Origin of the sequence: Anaerotignum lactatifermentans (assembly GCF_014982935.1) — a bacterium.
GTDB lineage: Bacteria > Bacillota > Clostridia > Lachnospirales > Anaerotignaceae > Anaerotignum > Anaerotignum lactatifermentans.
The window spans coordinates 1-16,684 of the sequence record NZ_JADCKK010000015.1; the positions used below are offsets into that span (position 1 = coordinate 1).

General features: G+C 45.0%; 15 protein-coding genes. 1 reads left to right on the plus strand and 14 read right to left on the minus strand.

Going from position 1 to position 16,684, the window contains the following annotated elements; all coding sequences use genetic code 11:
* Window positions 1-170: 170 nt before the first annotated feature.
* The 14 genes from INF29_RS05570 to INF29_RS05635 form a co-directional block, all read right to left on the minus strand.
* Window positions 171-938: a suppressor of fused domain protein gene (locus INF29_RS05570; RefSeq protein WP_193485161.1), complete on the minus strand. Its 768-nt coding sequence runs from the start codon at window positions 936-938 to the stop codon at window positions 171-173.
* Window positions 939-952: 14 nt separating this feature from the next.
* Window positions 953-1,882 (minus strand): signal recognition particle-docking protein FtsY, encoded by a 930-nt coding sequence (gene ftsY, locus INF29_RS15215; protein ID WP_334292969.1) that lies wholly within the window; start codon window positions 1,880-1,882, stop codon window positions 953-955.
* 611 nt (window positions 1,883-2,493) lie between these two features.
* Complete coding sequence (gene smc, locus INF29_RS05580) at window positions 2,494-6,063, minus strand: chromosome segregation protein SMC (protein WP_193485166.1); 3,570 nt, start codon at window positions 6,061-6,063, stop codon at window positions 2,494-2,496.
* A gap of 36 nt (window positions 6,064-6,099) precedes the next feature.
* The gene (locus tag INF29_RS05585) at window positions 6,100-7,371 is read right to left on the minus strand and encodes a dihydroorotase (protein WP_193485168.1); all 1,272 of its coding nucleotides are present in this window, start codon (window positions 7,369-7,371) and stop codon (window positions 6,100-6,102) included.
* Window positions 7,368-8,297 (minus strand): aspartate carbamoyltransferase catalytic subunit, encoded by a 930-nt coding sequence (locus INF29_RS05590; protein WP_087989460.1) that lies wholly within the window; start codon window positions 8,295-8,297, stop codon window positions 7,368-7,370. The genes INF29_RS05585 and INF29_RS05590 overlap by 4 nt, the downstream gene beginning before the upstream one ends.
* Window positions 8,298-8,312: 15 nt before the next feature.
* On the minus strand, window positions 8,313-9,227 hold the full coding sequence (locus tag INF29_RS05595) for an RluA family pseudouridine synthase (protein ID WP_054329738.1): 915 nt from the start codon (window positions 9,225-9,227) through the stop codon (window positions 8,313-8,315).
* Window positions 9,227-9,715, minus strand: coding sequence for a signal peptidase II (gene lspA / locus INF29_RS05600; RefSeq protein WP_193485171.1), 489 nt, complete (start codon window positions 9,713-9,715; stop codon window positions 9,227-9,229). The genes INF29_RS05595 and lspA overlap by 1 nt, the downstream gene beginning before the upstream one ends.
* A gap of 122 nt (window positions 9,716-9,837) precedes the next feature.
* Window positions 9,838-10,347, minus strand: coding sequence for a DivIVA domain-containing protein (locus INF29_RS05605; protein WP_087989461.1), 510 nt, complete (start codon window positions 10,345-10,347; stop codon window positions 9,838-9,840).
* A gap of 12 nt (window positions 10,348-10,359) precedes the next feature.
* Window positions 10,360-11,148 carry a YlmH family RNA-binding protein gene (locus INF29_RS05610; RefSeq protein ID WP_191344073.1) on the minus strand — a complete coding sequence of 263 codons (789 nt, stop codon included), beginning with the start codon at window positions 11,146-11,148 and terminating at the stop codon, window positions 10,360-10,362.
* 18 nt (window positions 11,149-11,166) lie between these two features.
* The gene (locus INF29_RS05615) at window positions 11,167-11,457 is read right to left on the minus strand and encodes a YggT family protein (protein ID WP_072852805.1); all 291 of its coding nucleotides are present in this window, start codon (window positions 11,455-11,457) and stop codon (window positions 11,167-11,169) included.
* A gap of 15 nt (window positions 11,458-11,472) precedes the next feature.
* Complete coding sequence (locus tag INF29_RS15030) at window positions 11,473-11,997, minus strand: cell division protein SepF (RefSeq protein WP_072852806.1); 525 nt, start codon at window positions 11,995-11,997, stop codon at window positions 11,473-11,475.
* Window positions 11,998-12,027: 30 nt separating this feature from the next.
* Window positions 12,028-12,732, minus strand: a complete 705-nt coding sequence (locus INF29_RS05625; protein ID WP_072852808.1) for a YggS family pyridoxal phosphate-dependent enzyme — start codon at window positions 12,730-12,732, stop codon at window positions 12,028-12,030.
* Window positions 12,733-12,751: 19 nt separating this feature from the next.
* Window positions 12,752-14,452: an HlyD family efflux transporter periplasmic adaptor subunit gene (locus INF29_RS05630; RefSeq protein WP_072852810.1), complete on the minus strand. Its 1,701-nt coding sequence runs from the start codon at window positions 14,450-14,452 to the stop codon at window positions 12,752-12,754.
* A 192-nt stretch (window positions 14,453-14,644) separates the two neighbouring features.
* Window positions 14,645-16,225 (minus strand): S1C family serine protease, encoded by a 1,581-nt coding sequence (locus tag INF29_RS05635; protein ID WP_193485173.1) that lies wholly within the window; start codon window positions 16,223-16,225, stop codon window positions 14,645-14,647.
* Window positions 16,226-16,434: 209 nt separating this feature from the next.
* Here INF29_RS05635 and INF29_RS05640 point away from each other — a divergent pair, with 209 nt between their 5' ends.
* Window positions 16,435-16,608 (plus strand): hypothetical protein, encoded by a 174-nt coding sequence (locus INF29_RS05640; protein ID WP_159432899.1) that lies wholly within the window; start codon window positions 16,435-16,437, stop codon window positions 16,606-16,608.
* The last annotated feature ends 76 nt before the right edge of the window (window positions 16,609-16,684 follow it).

The following is a 16,684-nucleotide window of genomic DNA, read 5'->3' on the forward strand; positions in this document are numbered from 1 at the left end:
TAAAAACCTCCTATGCTTTCTTGTGTCTTGGCGGACTCAAGATAATTATAGCATAGGAGGTTTTTGCTTGAAGCTGAAGCTCACTGATTCCCCCGGCATAGCCGGGGGTTTTTATTGGATTCACCAATAATAAAAAACCTCCTGTATACACAGGAGGTTTTTTTGATATCTTAGTATTCTTTTTCAGTTTCGTCTTTTTCCCCTTCTTCCAGACACACATTGGGTCTGTCAGGGAAAATGATCATACCAAAGCCATTGATGCCCACCATTTTCTGGAGCAGTGCTTCGCCGCCTTCCTGCTGTTTGAAGTCGATTTCTTCCTTATACAGTGGCAGCAGCGCATACAGATTGATGAGGGTGCCATCTTTCGCATGGAACATGCTGATAGCTTCGTTCAGCGCGGAAATCATAACACCGCACAGTTTTGTACTTGCTTCGTCATAAGATACATATTTGTCAGAGTTAGGTACCGTATGTCCCCAACCCAGCCAGCTTTTGTATTCATGGGGGAATCTTGCCAGATATTGCAGCAGGTCCACAGGCCACCAGAAGGTATTGTTATATGTTTCTCCTTCCGCAGGTTCAGGCAGCTGCCATTCCGCAGGCAGCAAGGCGATGAGTTCTGCCCTCTCCAGCATCTGATAATCGGGATAAAATTCATCAGGCAGCTGCATAGGCAATGCACTCATACCAACAGTATAAAGCACATGGAAGTCCTGTTTAGTAGGCGCTTCCAGAATATGAATATCTACCTGCAAATAATCATTCAGTTTATCAAAGAAAACCCGTTCTGTACGTCCGGGGAAGCATTTGTTCATATGCTTCTGGATTTCCTGACTATAAGGTGTGGTATGGACAGGACGCTGTTTTTCATTCTTTTTGGGTTCCTGATGGCGTACCACCGTTGTTTCTTCATTCTGTAATTTCTTTTCTTCCATTTTTCTGTCCTCTCTTATGCTTCTTCACCAAACAAAGCTTTGGCAAAATCTTCTGCGTGGAATTTCTGCAAATCTTCGATGCCTTCCCCAACGCCGATATAGCGTACAGGAATTTTCAGTTCACTCTTAATGGCAACAACAATACCACCCTTTGCGGTACCATCCAGTTTTGTCAGAATGATGCCTGTGATGTCTGCCACTTCCATAAATACTTTTGCCTGCTGCAAAGCATTCTGTCCGGTAGTAGCGTCCAGCACCAGATAAGTTTCTTTATGTGCCGCAGGATATTCCCGTTCAATGACACGGGAGATTTTCCGCAGTTCTTCCATGAGGTTCTTTTTGTTATGGAGACGTCCTGCTGTATCGCAGATGAGCAGGTCTGTCTTACGGTTTCTTGCCGCATGAACTGCATCAAACACAACAGCCGCAGGGTCTGCGTTTTCTTCGTGTTTGATGACTTCAATACCGGCACGCTGTCCCCAAACTTCCAGCTGGTCAATAGCTGCCGCACGGAATGTATCTGCTGCCGCCAGCAATACAGACTTACCTTCGTTTTTGAAGTTATGGGAAAGTTTACCGATGGTTGTGGTCTTACCAACACCATTGACACCGATGACCAGCATTACAGTAGGAGAAGGCAGATTTTCTTCTTCCTCTACCCCATCCTGCAAAATGGCAGTGATTTCATCAATGAGCATATCTTTGATGACCGCAGGGTCTGTAGCACGTTCTTTTTTCACGCGCTGACGCAGATTTTCTACGATATCCATAGTAGTCTGTACACCCATATCCGCCATAATGAGAGCTTCTTCCAGTTCTTCAAACAAATCCTCATCAATCTTTGTAAAGCTGCCCAAAACCGTATCTACGCCGCCCAGAATGTTCTTTCTGGTTTTATCCAGACCTTCTTTCAGACGGGCAAAAAAGCCTTTTTTCTCTTTCACGGGTTCCTGCGCAGGAATTTCTTCGGAAACAGGTTCTGTTTCCGCTTCTTCCGCTGTTTCTTCCTCAGCTTCTTCCGCTTCCTGCTCCGCTTCCAATTCTTCTGCCACAAAATCAGCCAGTTCTTCCACAAACTGCTGTCCTTCCGCGTCCGTTTCTTCCACGAATTTTTCTTCAGCAGTTTCCACCTGTAATTCTCTTTCGCTTTCCGCTGCCGCTTCCAGACCTTCTTCCACCAGCTCTGTCAGTTCTTCTGTAAAGGCTTCCGCATCTTCCGGCACAACGGTTTCTTCTGTAGTCAGTTCGATTTCCACTTCGGGTTCTTCTTCCGCTGCGGCAATATCATCATTTTCCTGATATAGTGTGCCGCCGGCTTTTTCGTGGAACTCAATTTCTTCCTCGTCCATGACTTCATGGACTGCCTGATTGATGGCGGTTGTAGTTCCCAGATTTTCATTGACATTCAGCACAATGTCTTCTTCTTTTTCCGGAGTGGTGTTCACCTCAATACCAGCAATCTCCACAACGTCTTTTTCTTCTGTCTGCTCCACCACAGGCTGTTCCTGCGGTTTCTTCTTCAAAAAATCAAAAAATCCCATATTTTCACCTCAAATTAAACTACATCTTCCTGTGCCTTAGAAAAGTCCACAGAAATCAATTTCGAAACACCTTTTTCCTGCATGGTGACACCGTACATGACATCGGCATATTCCATGGTACCCTTACGATGGGTAATGACAATGAACTGGGTTTCCTTGGAAAACCGTGTCAAATACTGGGCATAGCGTCTGACATTGGCATCATCCAGCGCCGCCTCGATTTCGTCCAGAATACAGAATGGTGACGGCTTCATTTTCAAAATGGAAAACAAAATGGCGATGGCTGTCAGCGCACGTTCCCCACCGGAAAGGAGCTGCATATTCTGCAAGCTTTTGCCGGGCGGCTGTGCCACAATATCAATGGATGATTCCAATGCGTTGGCATCATCCGAAAGTTTCAAATAGGCTTTCCCGCCGCCGAACATTTCCTGAAATACTTCGCTGAAATTCTTGGAAATCACGGCAAACTGTTCCCGGAACTGTTTTTCCATGAGCTCTGTCAGCTCGGCGATAATCTGACGCAGTTTTTCTTCCGCTTCCAGAATATCCGCTCTTTGATTTGTCAAAAAGTCAAAGCGCTCTTTCACTTCCCGATACTGGTCGATGGCGCCTACATTGACATTGCCAAGGGCACGCATATCATTTTTCCATTCTTTGGAAAGGCGTTTTAATTCCCCATAAGGGCGTTTTTCTTCTTTCGACGCTTCTTTTGCCGCACCAATGGTGATTTCATATTCTTCCCACATGCGGTCAAAGATACGCTGTTTTTCTTCATTAATCTTTTCCTGTTTCGTTTCGATACGGAACAGTTCGTTTTCCAACTTGGCGGCTGTATCAGCTGCTGTCTGCACAGCTTCTTCCAGTTCTGCCGTATCTGCTGTCAGGGAAGCAATGAGAGCATTGGTTTCCTCCAACTGCTGACGCAAGGTTTCTTCCTGCTGCTCCAGTTTTTCTCGTTCCGCGTGAAGGGCTTCCTGGGTTTCTCCCCGTTTGTCGCCACTTTCTCTCAAAAGCTCCATTTGCTGATGCAGCTGACGGGTTTCTTTTTGCAGTGTTTCCGCTTCCTGCTGCAAACGTAATACCGTTTCTTCTGCGGCATAAATCTGCTGTCCGCTATTGGAAATACGAATTTTCACCTGGGTGATTTCTTCCATCAGGTGATCTCGCTGTTCTTTTTCTTCTGCCAGATTTTCCTGGAAAGCGGACAAGGATTCATTTGCTTCTGCCATAGCTGCTTCGCTTTGCGCAAGGGTTTCTTTGCTCTTTGCGATATCCCCTTCTGCCCGTGACAATTGGTCTGCCAGCTGTTTTTCTTCCAGTTCCAGCAACTTCAAACGGGAATTGGTTTCGGCGATTTCGCTTTCCATTTTCGCCATTTCGCCCTTGCCTGTCTGGATGGTCACGGTCAATTTTTGCAGTTCCAATTTCTTTTCCATAATCTGCTCCGCGATTTCCTGCAAGTCTTCTTCCGCAAGCTGCAAAGCTTCTTCCAGAGATGCTGTCTGTTTTCCTGCATCTTCCAGCTCTTTCTGTAAGGTATGGATTTCTCTGGTTCTGCCAAAGATATTGGTTGTTTTCTTTGCCTGAGAACCACCAGTCATGGCACCGCCGGGATTCATAATATCCCCTTCCAGCGTTACCATCTTATACTGATGGCGATATTTCTTTGCCAGTCTGACTGCCTCATCCAGATTTTCCACAATGAGGATTCTTCCCAGCAGATACGTCATGATCCCACAGTATTCTTCCGCAAAGGTCACCAGCGTATCTGCTGTGCCAATGACGCCCCGTTCTTCCAAAATGGCAGGACGTCCTTCCAGTCCTCTGCCTTTCACCGCTGTGATAGGCAAGAAGGTAGCACGCCCCAAGCGCCGCTGTTTCAGATACTGGATAGCATTTTTCGCATCTTCTTCCGTTTTGGTGACAACATTCTGCATGGCACCGCCCAATGCCGCTTCAATGGCAGTTTCATAGGCTTCTTCCACCTGCAAAAGCTGCCCCACAGCACCGCAGATACCTCGCTCTTTCTGGTCAGGCAGATTCAAGAGGCTTTTGACGCTGTTGTAAAAGCCTTCATGCTCTCGCTCCAATTCAGACAGCAGTCGCAAACGGGATTTTTTCTCAGAAACCACTCTTTCCTGCTGCGCCAGCGCACGTTCTGCCTTGGCTTTGGTTTCTGACGCATGGCGGCTGTCCTGTTCCAGTGCATCCAGTTCCTGTTCCAGAAAATCTGCTGTTTCCTGCTGTTCCTGCGCTTTTTTCTCCAACACTTTCTGATGGACTTCCTGATGCTCCAAACGGCTCTGGGTATGGGCAATTTCTGTTTCCAGCTGTTCTTTTCTGCTGGAGAACTGCTCCATCATGGCTTCTCGCTTGGCAATTTCCCCTTTGGCTTCTGTCCCAATACGAATCTGCTCAAAGATTTCGTCCTTGAAGCTTTCCGCGCGGCTTTCATGCTGCTGCAAAGTGCTGCTCAAGCTTTCATAAGATGCTTCCAGGGTATCCAGCTGTTCCTGTTCCCGATCCATGGTCATTTTCAGGGCTATAATACGGCTGCGGCAAACTTCTGTTTCCTGCTGTTTTTCCGCCTGCTGTTTCTCTTTGGCAGCGACTTCTTTTTCCATACGGGTCAGGTTTGCCGCATCGTTCTGGCTCTGTTCTTCCGCCAGACGGATACGACCTTCTGTTTTTTCAATATCTGCCTTTACCTGAGCAATGGTATCGTTCAATGTCTGTAAAGCAGCATTTTTTTCTTCATTCTGTTGTTTCTTTTCGGCAATCTGCGCTTTCGCAGCATTGCCTTCTTCCTGTGCTGCTGCCTGCTGTTCCGCAGCCAACGCCATCTGTTCTGTCAGGCGGTCAAACTCCTGCTCCATCTGTTCCGCTTCTGTGCAGAACATGGCAATTTCCGCCTGTTTTAGCTGTTCTCGCAGAGAAAGGAACTGTCTTGCCGTTTCGCTCTGTTCTTCCAAAGGCGCAAGCTGTCCCTCCAGCTCCGAAATGATATCTTCCACACGGAGCAGGTTCTGCTGTTCTTTTTCCAGTTTATTTGTTGCTTCTATTTTACGGGTCTTATACTTGACAATCCCTGTGGCTTCCTCGAAAATCCGTCGGCGTTCTTCCCCTTTGGCATTAAGAATCTCATCAATTCTGCCCTGCCCAACGATGGAATAGCCTTCTCTGCCGACACCTGTATCCATAAACAATTCCTGAATGTCTTTCAGGCGGCAGGCAGCGCCGTTGATGCGGTATTCACTTTCACCAGAACGAAACACCCGACGAGTTACCTGCACTTCTGTAAACTCCACAGGCATACGCCCATCCTGATTGTCAATGACAATGGTCACTTCCGCAAACCCTTGGGGTTTTCGGCTTTCGGTACCGGCAAAAATAACATCCTCCATTTTATCCCCACGGAGGCTTTTTGCACGCTGTTCCCCAAGCACCCAACGAACAGCGTCAGAAACATTGCTCTTGCCGCTGCCGTTAGGGCCTACCACTGCCGTAATGCCCGGATTAAATTCCAGTTTGACTTTTTCAGGGAAAGATTTAAAACCCTGTAAATCCAATCTTTTTAAATACATGTTACACCTCGTTTTTGGCTTTCTTTCACAAAAGCCTTACGATACAATTTTTCCGCCAACGATGGTATAAATCACTTTACCTTTGACTTCCTGTCCGGCAAAAGGCGAAAATTTTGCTTTTGACGCAAAAAGTTCCGGCTCAATGATCTGGGTACCTTTTGTTTCAATAACAATCAAATCGGCATCTTTGCCAACGGCAATCTCGCCTTTCTGTTCCAGTTTCAAAATTTCTGCCGGTTTTTTGGACATCAATTCCACCAGACGTACCAGAGAAATGATGCCTGTTTCCACCAGTTTTGTAAAACTGATGGGAAAAGCTGTTTCCAGCGCAGAAATGCCGTATGCCGCATTGCCGAATTCTTTGTCTTTGTCTGTACGGCTTGTGGGACTGTGTCCAGAAGCAATGGCATCAATGGTGCCGTCAGCAATGCCTTCCAGAATAGCTTCCACATCCTCTTGTGTTCTCAAAGGCGGATTGACTTTCGCGAAAGTATTGTAATCTTCCACTGCCTCTTCTGTCAGCGCAAAATAATGAGGGCATGTTTCACAAGTCACCTGCAAGCCACGTTTTTTCGCGTCCCTAACCATGCGCACAGAACCGCCTGTGCTCACATGGGCAATATGCAATCTGGCACCAGTAATCTCTGCCAGTAAAATATTTCTTGCTACCTGAAGTTCTTCTGCTTCTCTTGGCATACCTGATAATCCCAGACAACTTGCTGTATAGCCTTCATTCATGACACCTTTGCCAGAAAGGCTCCGGTCTTCGCAATGGGTCATAATGGGCAGGTCAAACATGCGGCTGTAACGCATAACATTCCGCATCAGTGCCGCGCTGTCAATGAACTCGTCGCCATCAGAAATGGCAACCACACCAGCTTCGTACATTTCACCGATTTCCGCAATGGCTGTTCCTTCGCATCCCATGGACATACTGCCATAAGGATAAATATTCACAGATGCCTGTGCTTTGGATTTGGAAATGATATATTCCACAACGGTTTTATTATCAATCACTGGCTTTGTATTGGGTTCACAGGTGATGGATGTAAAGCCGCCTCTTGCCGCACTGCGGGAAACGGTGGAAATATCTTCGATATTTTCAAACCCGGGCTCACAGATATTACAATGCATATCAATAAAACCGGGCAATACCACATGACCGTCCAAATCCAATTCTCTTGCATCTTCTACATGAAGATTCTCGCCAATATCCGCAATGAGTCCGCCTTCGATGAAAATATCATACAGTTTTTCTTCGGAATAAGGCGGTGTAATGAGTTTACAGTTTTTCAGAATGGTTTTCATGCCAGAGCGCCTCCCATCTGTGACAGAATATAGAACATTGCCATACGCACCGCTACGCTGTTGGCAATCTGGTCATTGATGATGCACTGAGGGCTGTCGATGACACCGTCAGAAATCTCAATGCCACGCTGAATGGGACCGGGATGCATGACAATGGCATCTTCTTTGGCATAACGCAGCAAATTATGGTCAATACGGAAAAACCGCTTATATTCATCCAGAGAAGGCAGGAATGTTTTGTCCTGGGCTTCCATACGCATACGGGTTGTCAGGATAACATCTGCTTGGTTCACAGCTTCCCGCACATCATAATGCACCTGCACACCGAATTTTTCGATACCAGGCAAAAGAAGCGTCGGTGGACCGGATACACAGACTTCCGCACCAAGTTTCGTCAAACCCCAGATATTGCTTTTTGCCACACGACTATGGAGCAAATCCCCAATGATAGCAACTTTCAGACCTTCAAAACTGCCTTTGCGTTCTTTGATGGTCAGTAAATCCAGTAAAGACTGTCCGGGATTTTCGTTGTAACCATCCCCGGCATTGATAACAGATGCCTCAACGCACTCTGCCAGCAAGCGGGCTGCCCCTGCCATGGGATGACGCAGAATGATAAAGTCTGCACCCATCTGGTCTACCAGCTGACCCATATCCTGCAAACTTTCCCGTTCCATGGAATGGGCGGAATTGGTCATATCTACCACATTGGCGCTCAAATGCTGTGCTGCCAGTTCATAGGACAGCTTCGCACGGGCACTCTGTTCATAGAACAAAATGATGACAGACTTTCCCTGCAAATGGGGTACCTTCTTATTCTTCTGGTTCAAAATATATTTCATGGTTTCTGCTGTACTGAGGATATACCGGATATCATCTGCCGTTAAATCCCGCAGTCCGAAAAAGTCTTTCCGATGTAATGCCATTTGTTTCGCCTCCTGTCAGCCCTCCAAACGTTCCATCAATTTCTGAAAATATTCTGGAAGGGGCGCCTCAAATTCCATGTACTCTCCTGTTGTAGGATGCACAAATCCCAGCACCCTTGCATGCAGCACCTGTCCCTGCAAAGCAAAGGGCTGTTTCTTAGGTCCATAGACCAGATCCCCCAGCAAGGGATGTCCGATATATGTCATATGTACACGAATCTGATGGGTTCTGCCTGTTTCCAGCTGTGCTTCGATGAGGGTGAAATTTCCCATCCGCTGCAATACCCGATAATGGGTCACTGCATGGCGGCTATGTTTCTGAGTTACCGCCATCTTTTTGCGGTCCAAAGGATTTCTGCCAATGGGCTGGTCAACGGTGCCCTCATCTTCTTTAAAACCATTGAATACAATGGCGTTATATTTTCTTGTGATGCTGTGCTCTGCCAACTGTGCCGCCAAAGCCTGATGAGCAGCGTTGTTTTTTGCTACCATCAATACCCCGGAAGTATCTCTGTCGATGCGGTGCACAATGCCGGGGCGTTTTTCCCCATTAATGCCGGAAAGTTCGCTGCCGCAGTGATACATCAAAGCATTGACCAATGTGCCTGTATAATGCCCCGGTGCAGGATGAACAACCATCCCCTGAGGTTTATTGACCACAATCACGTCAGCATCTTCATAAAGAATATCCAGGGGAATATCCTCCGGCAATATTTCAATTTCCTTTGCTTCCGGCACTTCCACATCAATAACGTCTTTTTCACGCAATTTATAATTGGATTTCACGCTGCCGCCATTGAGCTGGATGTGTCCCCCTTCCACCAGTTTCTGTACAGCACTGCGGGAAAGGTCTTCCATATTTTCCGCCAAAAACACATCCAATCTGGTGCCAACGTCTTCTTTTTCTGCCGCAAATGTAAAATATTCCATCATTTCTCGTCCTTTTTCTTTTCTAACTTGGGTTCTTCTTTGATGACAAACAAAATGAGTGCTGCCAAAACAATGACACCCACCACAACATAAATATCAGCTACGTTAAATACGGGCCAGCTGAAGAATGTAAATTCAAAAAAGTCAACCACATATCCACGGAATACACGGTCAATCATATTGCCTACGGCACCAGCCAAAACCAGTACCATAGCACAGCGTACCCACTGATATTCTTTGGTACGGGGCATTTTCACAAAATAATAAACCAGAAAAGCCACAATACAAAGTGTCAGCAGCAGAATAAACCATTTCTTACCGGAAAACATACCAAAGGCTACCCCTCGGTTTTCCACAAAGGTCAGATCCAGAAATCCATCCACCACAGTGGTAGAGCCGATGGGCTTCAGGTTCACCAAAGCCAGATATTTCGTCAGCTGGTCGATCCCCACCAATACCGCCGCTGCAATGATAGCTATGATCCACATTTCAAATCTTCCTGCCTTTCCGGGAAAAATGTTCCCGTTTTTTTCATTTCTACATAACAAAAGCAGCCGCAGCAAGGCACCCGCATTGCAGGCACCTCGTTACAGCCGTTTTCATTCCATACTTATTTATGAGTTGCTTCTTTGTGTGCAGCTTCTTTATCAGCTGCTTTGGCAGCATCTTTTTCTGCCAGGATTTCGTTTTTGTCCAACAGTTCGATTTCTGCATACAGCAGCAGTTTCACGCGGGCACGCATGAGTTCATAACGATTCTGCAGAGCAGCAATCTCCTGTTCCAGTTCGTACACCTTTGTTCTTGCAGCAGAGAGGATTTCGTCACGTTCCAGCTTTGCTTTATCAATGATCTGTTCCGCTTCCGCCTTAGCAGCTTCTTTGGTTTCTTCCGCAGCAGCTTCTGCCAGGCTCAGTGTGCGTTCCAGTGTTTTTTCCAGATTGCGCAGGCGGTCTGTGTCTTCCTGAACCACTTCTGTTTTTGTTTTGGACTGCATGCTTTCGTTATACAGTTTTTCGTAATCTTCGTAAATATCGTCCAAAAAGGTATCTACTTCTTCGGGAGAATAGCCAACAGCTACTTTTTTGAAATCCTTTGTTGCAATATCGTTGGGTGTAACCACAAAAAAACCTCCTTAAATATATACGCCTACCTCTATGCCGGTTCTGTCCTTTTTGTTTTTTCCGCCGATGGAAAGCAGGCGGAACCGCCCAAATCCCCGAACAGAAACCATATCCCCTTCCTTTAACAAAAGAGAAGGATTTGTTGTCACATTCCAGTTCACATTGGCTTTTTCCCCAGCGATGAGTGCCTGCACCTTCCCCCTAGAAAGATGGAGCACACCTCCTGCCACGGCATCCAGCCGCACAGAAGCCACTGTCAGCCTGCGAACTTCAATTTCTTTTTTTGCCTCAATTTCCGACAAATCTGTTTTTTCCACCTGCACTGGGGTGCGGGATACCTTTTCCAGATTCACCAGAATATAATCGGCGATTTCCTCTGATACAAAGCAAAGGGTCTGTTCTTCGGACACAAGAATGTCCCCGACCTTTCCCCGGTCGATGCCAAGACCTAAAATAGAGCCCAGATAATCCCGATGGCTCAGGTCTGTCTGACCGAATTTTTTATGCTTTGTGATACGCAGGGCACAAATGGGAAAATCTTTTCCTTCCAACTCCATATAATCCGGTGCAAAACCCAGCATACGCCGCTCACAGTCTTCTGTGCCGCCAAAGGCAACCACATTCAAGTCTGAAAGAGAGCGGAGTTTTTCCAGAAACTTTCCACTTTTTGCCATATCCAGGAAATCCGTAAACGCCGGTGTATGGCGCTTATAACTGAAAGCAGCCTGATCCAGCACTTTCGCAAACAAAAGTCTTTCCTCAGGCTGTGTCATTCCTTGTAATAATGCTTGTTTATTCACATCCGTCACCTCGTCCCATCAGAACAGAAGCACCAGACCCATCAACAACTGTTTTACCAGCACCATCAGAATCAGTGCAATGATAGGAGAAAAGTCCAGCATCATGCCGCCGCCCAATGGAGATTTTTCCAACATACTGCGACAAGGTCCCAAAATGGGTTCTGTCAGATTGTAAATGAGGCGTCCCAAGGGATTGTTATATCCAAACATGGGAATCCAGGATAATAAAATCCGAATAAAAATCAGCCATTCAATGACATTGAAAAAAACATCAATGGCTTGTATAAACAATACTTGTAAACTCGTCAAATGATTCTTCCTTCCTTATCTGCCATTGCTCATCCAGGGAAGAATGACACCTTTTGTTTTCAGTTCTTCCTTGAAATCGCCGCTGATATCTACATTTTCAGGAGCAATGACAAAAATATTATTTGCTACACGCTGAATAGAACCTTCCAGAGAATAGCAGGTACCGCTCAAGAAGTCCATGATTCTTTGTGCAACAGGGTATTCTACTTTTTCCAGATTTACCACAACAGGTTTTTTGGTCTTAATCTGATCACAAATTTCCTGTGCATCCTCATAACATTCCGGTTTGATAATCACTACCTGCATCTGAACGTTTGTGTTGATGCTATAAACCTGCGGATTGTTTCTTGTTGTTTTGCGAGGCGCAGATGTGGTGCTGTAATCGGATTCGCGGCTGACGTCACGAAGACCATAGCTGCTGCTTACAGGAGCTGCCTCTCTGGCAGGAGCTTCATATTCATAATCATCTTCATAGTAATCTTCATCGTCTTCGTATTCACCAAACATCAAATCTTTCATTTTATTAATAAACTTTGCCACTTTCTTATCCTCCTAGATTTCTTTTCTTGCTTAAGCCTTATTGGGGTAGAATCTTTCGCCAAAAATACCGGTACCCACTCTGACAATGGTTGCGCCCTCTTCAATGGCTACTTCATAGTCACCTGTCATCCCCATGGAAAGCGTATCCATGTTTATATTATCAATTTTTTTGCCGTTCATGTCAACCAGTAATTCTCGCATTTTACGGAAATATACCCTATTTTCTTCAGGATTTTCTACAAAAGGCGCTACCGTCATTAACCCTCTGACACGAATGTTGGGAAGCTGTGACAGATCGTGCAAAAACGCCTCTACTTCTTCCGGTTTTACGCCAAATTTGCTTTCTTCATCAGCCATATTGACTTCCACCAGAACATCCATCACAAGATCTTTGGCTGCTGCACGCTTATTGATTTCTTCTGCCAGACGCAGACTTTCTACAGAATGAATCATGTCTACCTTGTCAATGATATATTTTACCTTATTTGTCTGCAAATGTCCAATTAAATGCCAATGAACATCTGGACCCATAGGTTCATATTTCTCCATGATCTCCTGTACTTTATTTTCGCCAAGAGAAGTCAATCCGCAGGCAACAGCTTCTTTGATAACTTCCACCGGCTTTGTCTTGCTGACAGCCAGCAGAAGAACATCTTCTGGTTTTCTGCCTGCACGGGCAGCAGCATCAGCCACCCGTTTTTCAACTTCTGCAATGTTTTGCTGTATGGTTCCCATTTTGTGCATCTCCTTTTTATCAATAAATGGATTGTCCTTCTGTAATATTTTTCGCATCAGATACGATGGTATCATATACTTGAAGACCATAACTGCTGTTGGATTTTACGATAGCATATTCCTGATTCTGTTCCAGAATGGTGATGGGCACAAATTTTGCCATGGAGCTGTTTGCCACATATACACCCGGCATGGTTTCCACCTCTGCCACAGTATATTGTCCAGCATTTTCTCCAGTTCCCTGCAAAATCACATCTCCCAGCTTCAGCGTCTGGTCAGACTGCGCCAGATATGCATAAGAATCATCACTGCTGATGATGGTCGTTGCAATAAACTTGGAATTATCTCCATTGACCAACAATACGCCCTGATTGCCTCCGCTTTCTGTCAGGCAATCCAACGGAATTTTCAGCAGAGATTTTTCAACGATAGCGTTATTGGGAATTTTCAGCCCTTCCACTGTTTCACTTTCCAAACTGAAAGAAATGGTACGGCTGTCCATAAATTCATCCATATATGTAAAGCAAGAGAATACAACCTTCGTTTCCGTTTCACCCGGTGTAATGGAACGAATGGTTGCAGATACTGCCGTTGTTGTATCCTCACCAATCAGATTCAGCTTTTTGGTACTGCCAACTTCCCAATCCAGCACTTCGTTAGCCGGGAAATTGGATACGATATACCACTGATTGCTTCTGACAATACGGAACAGCGGATCTCCCTCTTCTACGTTATTGACTTTGGAAATATAAGTCATTTTTTCACTGCCGCTGAGCTGACCAACGGTAATTTCATCCAAAGCATCCGGTGTCAGTGTTTCTTCCAGACCGTCATAGCTGAACGCCACAACGCCGCTTTCCGGTGCCGTTACAGAACTCATACTCTGAGAAAGCTGCTGTTCATAAGAACTGCGTTCTTCGCTGAGCTGAGAAAGACTTTCCACATCTTCTGACAGCCAGATTTCATTTCGCTGGAGCATATAGCTGTCAAGCTGTGTCCGCATAGAATATAAATAGGAAGCATCTGTTTTCATGGATCTGCTGCCAAACATTTCCACTGTATTTGCCATATTATTTTCTATGCGCGTAATATCCTCAGAAAAAGCTGACAAATCACTGCGGCTTTTCTGTGTTTCCAGAATATCTTTATCAATGGATTGGAGTTTTTCTTCCAGCACATCTGTAGACGCAGTGTCTTTTACCTGACATACCACAGCGGATTTGGAAACATAATCTCCTTCCGAATATTCATAAAATGGCGTTCCTGCACGGTCACTCTTGACCACGTATTCATCCCGCACAATGATGCCCTGTCTGCTCACCGGTGTGTCAATGGTGCCGTAAGTCACTGTTTCCACATTGGTTTCCGGCTTTTTGACTGCCATCATCATCAGCTGTGCCACTAAGTACAAAGAAATCACACCAAAGACAAACAGTGGCAAAATACGTCCCGCATAATTTCTGCGGCGCTTCACTGTTGCTTTAGATGGTTTTTTCGGCTGTGCGGTTCTATGCTGTGCCTTTTTGGGCTGCACAGGTCTTTGATGCACCCGCGGTACCGGCTGGGGCTGTGTTCGTCCATAATAACGATTTTCATTTTCCCGCTTTTGCCGGATGCGGTTTAACTCATATACATTATCCCTTTGGCTTCGTCCTTGCGGTGGTCCATTGGGACGCTTTTTCTTTTTTCTGGTTTTATTTCCCGAGGAGCCTTTTTGCATTGGTATCCTCCTTTTTTTGTTTTTTACTCTACTGCATCGTTTTATTATAATACATTTTGTCTCTCGGGTAAAGGGCAGTACCCATTTTCTGTCTTTTATTTTTATAAAAATTCCGCCGTTTTTCATAAAACCACAAAGGGCAGATGTTTTCTGCATCTGCCCTTTTATCTATATAAAAAGCTCCTGATAGCTTTATGCGTTTTTGTCTTGGATGGTCAGCTGTAAATCCATACCTTTTTCTCCGTTACGAATGATGTGAACGGAAACGGTCTGACCAATCTCTGTTTCTTTCACCAGTTCGGATAAAGAATCCATATCCATGACAGTTTTTCCGTTAAATTCTGTAATGATATCCCCTGCCTGGATACCAGCCTGTGCCGCAGGACCACCTTCTGTTACTTCTACAATCAGCGCACCTACAGGCAGTTTATACAAAGAAGCATTTTCAGAGGTAATGCTTGTGCCCATGATACCAATATAAGGTGTTGTTACGGTACCATCTTCCAGCAGATCCTGTGCGACAGAGATAACTTCATTGCTTGGAATTGCGTAGCCCATACCTTCTGCCATAGAGGAGTTGTATTTTGCTGTATTGATGCCGACTACTTCACCACGGCTGTTTACCAGAGCACCGCCACTGTTACCACTGTTGATAGCTGCACTTGTCTGAATTACATTCAATGTGTTGTTATCCACACTGATGGTCTGATTTTTCACACTGACAATACCATCTGTTGCAGAAAGTCCCAGACCCATTGCATTCCCAATGGCAATAACGCTTTCACCGACTTCCAATTTATCAGAATCGCCGAATGTTGCAACAGTTACTTCATCAATGCCAGCTGCTCTCAGATCATCCCAAGAGATCGTCAGTACAGCCAGGTCGGAATCGCTCTTTGTACCAACGACTTTTGCCTGTACACTAGTTGTGTCATTGATGGTAGCATATACTTCTGTAGCATCTTCAATAACGTGGTTATTTGTTACGATGGCAATTTTATCATCATCGGAATAGAAGATAACACCACTGCCGGCGCCTTCGCCTTCATAAGGCACACTGAAAGCACCATAATAAGACGTTACGCCTTCAATTTTTGTGGTGATACTTACAACGGAGGGTTTTACCGCACGTACCACATCAATGGTGGACATCCCTGTTCCTGTTGCTGTCTTTTCCACATTCATGGTGCCAGATGATGTTACTGTACTGCCGCCTGCATTTTGATAATGCTGTTCAACTACGCCATAACCTGCGCCAATACCGGTACCGCCTGCCAAACCAATAATCAGACAGCCCGCAATGAGTTTTGCCCAGCCGCTGTTTCTTTTCTTGCTATGTTTTTTCACATGTTCCGCATAGCAATTTTTATTTTTTTCCTGTTTTCTGCGTTCTTCTCTGGGACCAGCCGCATGTTCAGAATGTTCCGCTGTGTCTTCTTCTGTAAATTCCTGATGAACATGTTCTGTGTTTTCTGCTTTCTCTGCTTTTTCTGTTGTTTCAGATTCGAAACACATGGGCTGTGCATCCTCCGGTGTGTAGTCCCGCAATGTTTCACTGTGATATGTCTGCTGGGACTGTTCACTTTTTACTTCTTCTGCTTTTGCATCTTCTGCTGCATTCTGTTCCACATCTTTGGATTCATATGCATTGGATGTATTTTCGCTGTATTCATTTTCGTTGAGCACTATTTCTTCGTGTTCATTTTCTACGTGTCCATGGATTGGCTCCATGTTGTTTTCGTTTTCCCTTTTATCTTCATTTGGATTATACATATCTCATTCCTCCTGTTATATCTGAATTGCTTTTTGCTTTCTTTATTTTCTTTGTTGTAATTAGTATATTCTACTATTTTGAACAAAATATGAACATGACATAAACAAAGCTTAAACATTTTATGTTCTTTTTTAGCCGAAAAATTCCAAATACTTTCCTTTATAAAATAAGGTACCATAACAAACAATATAGAAAGAGGTGATATAAAATGACTAAAAAGAAATATCAACAACACAAAAAAACACCTAAAGACACCGTTTCCGGCAATGACTTATATCAAATCCGCCAAAATGCCCATTACAGCGACAGCGGCAAAGCAGAACCGGACAACAACATCTTTTGGGAAGAACGCAGCAATCCTTTGAGCAGCAAAGGCAATTAAAAGGATAAAACGAAAGCAATCTTTTCAAATCCTGATAAAAAATAAGATAGCCAGAACCCTTTACTTAAGGATTCTG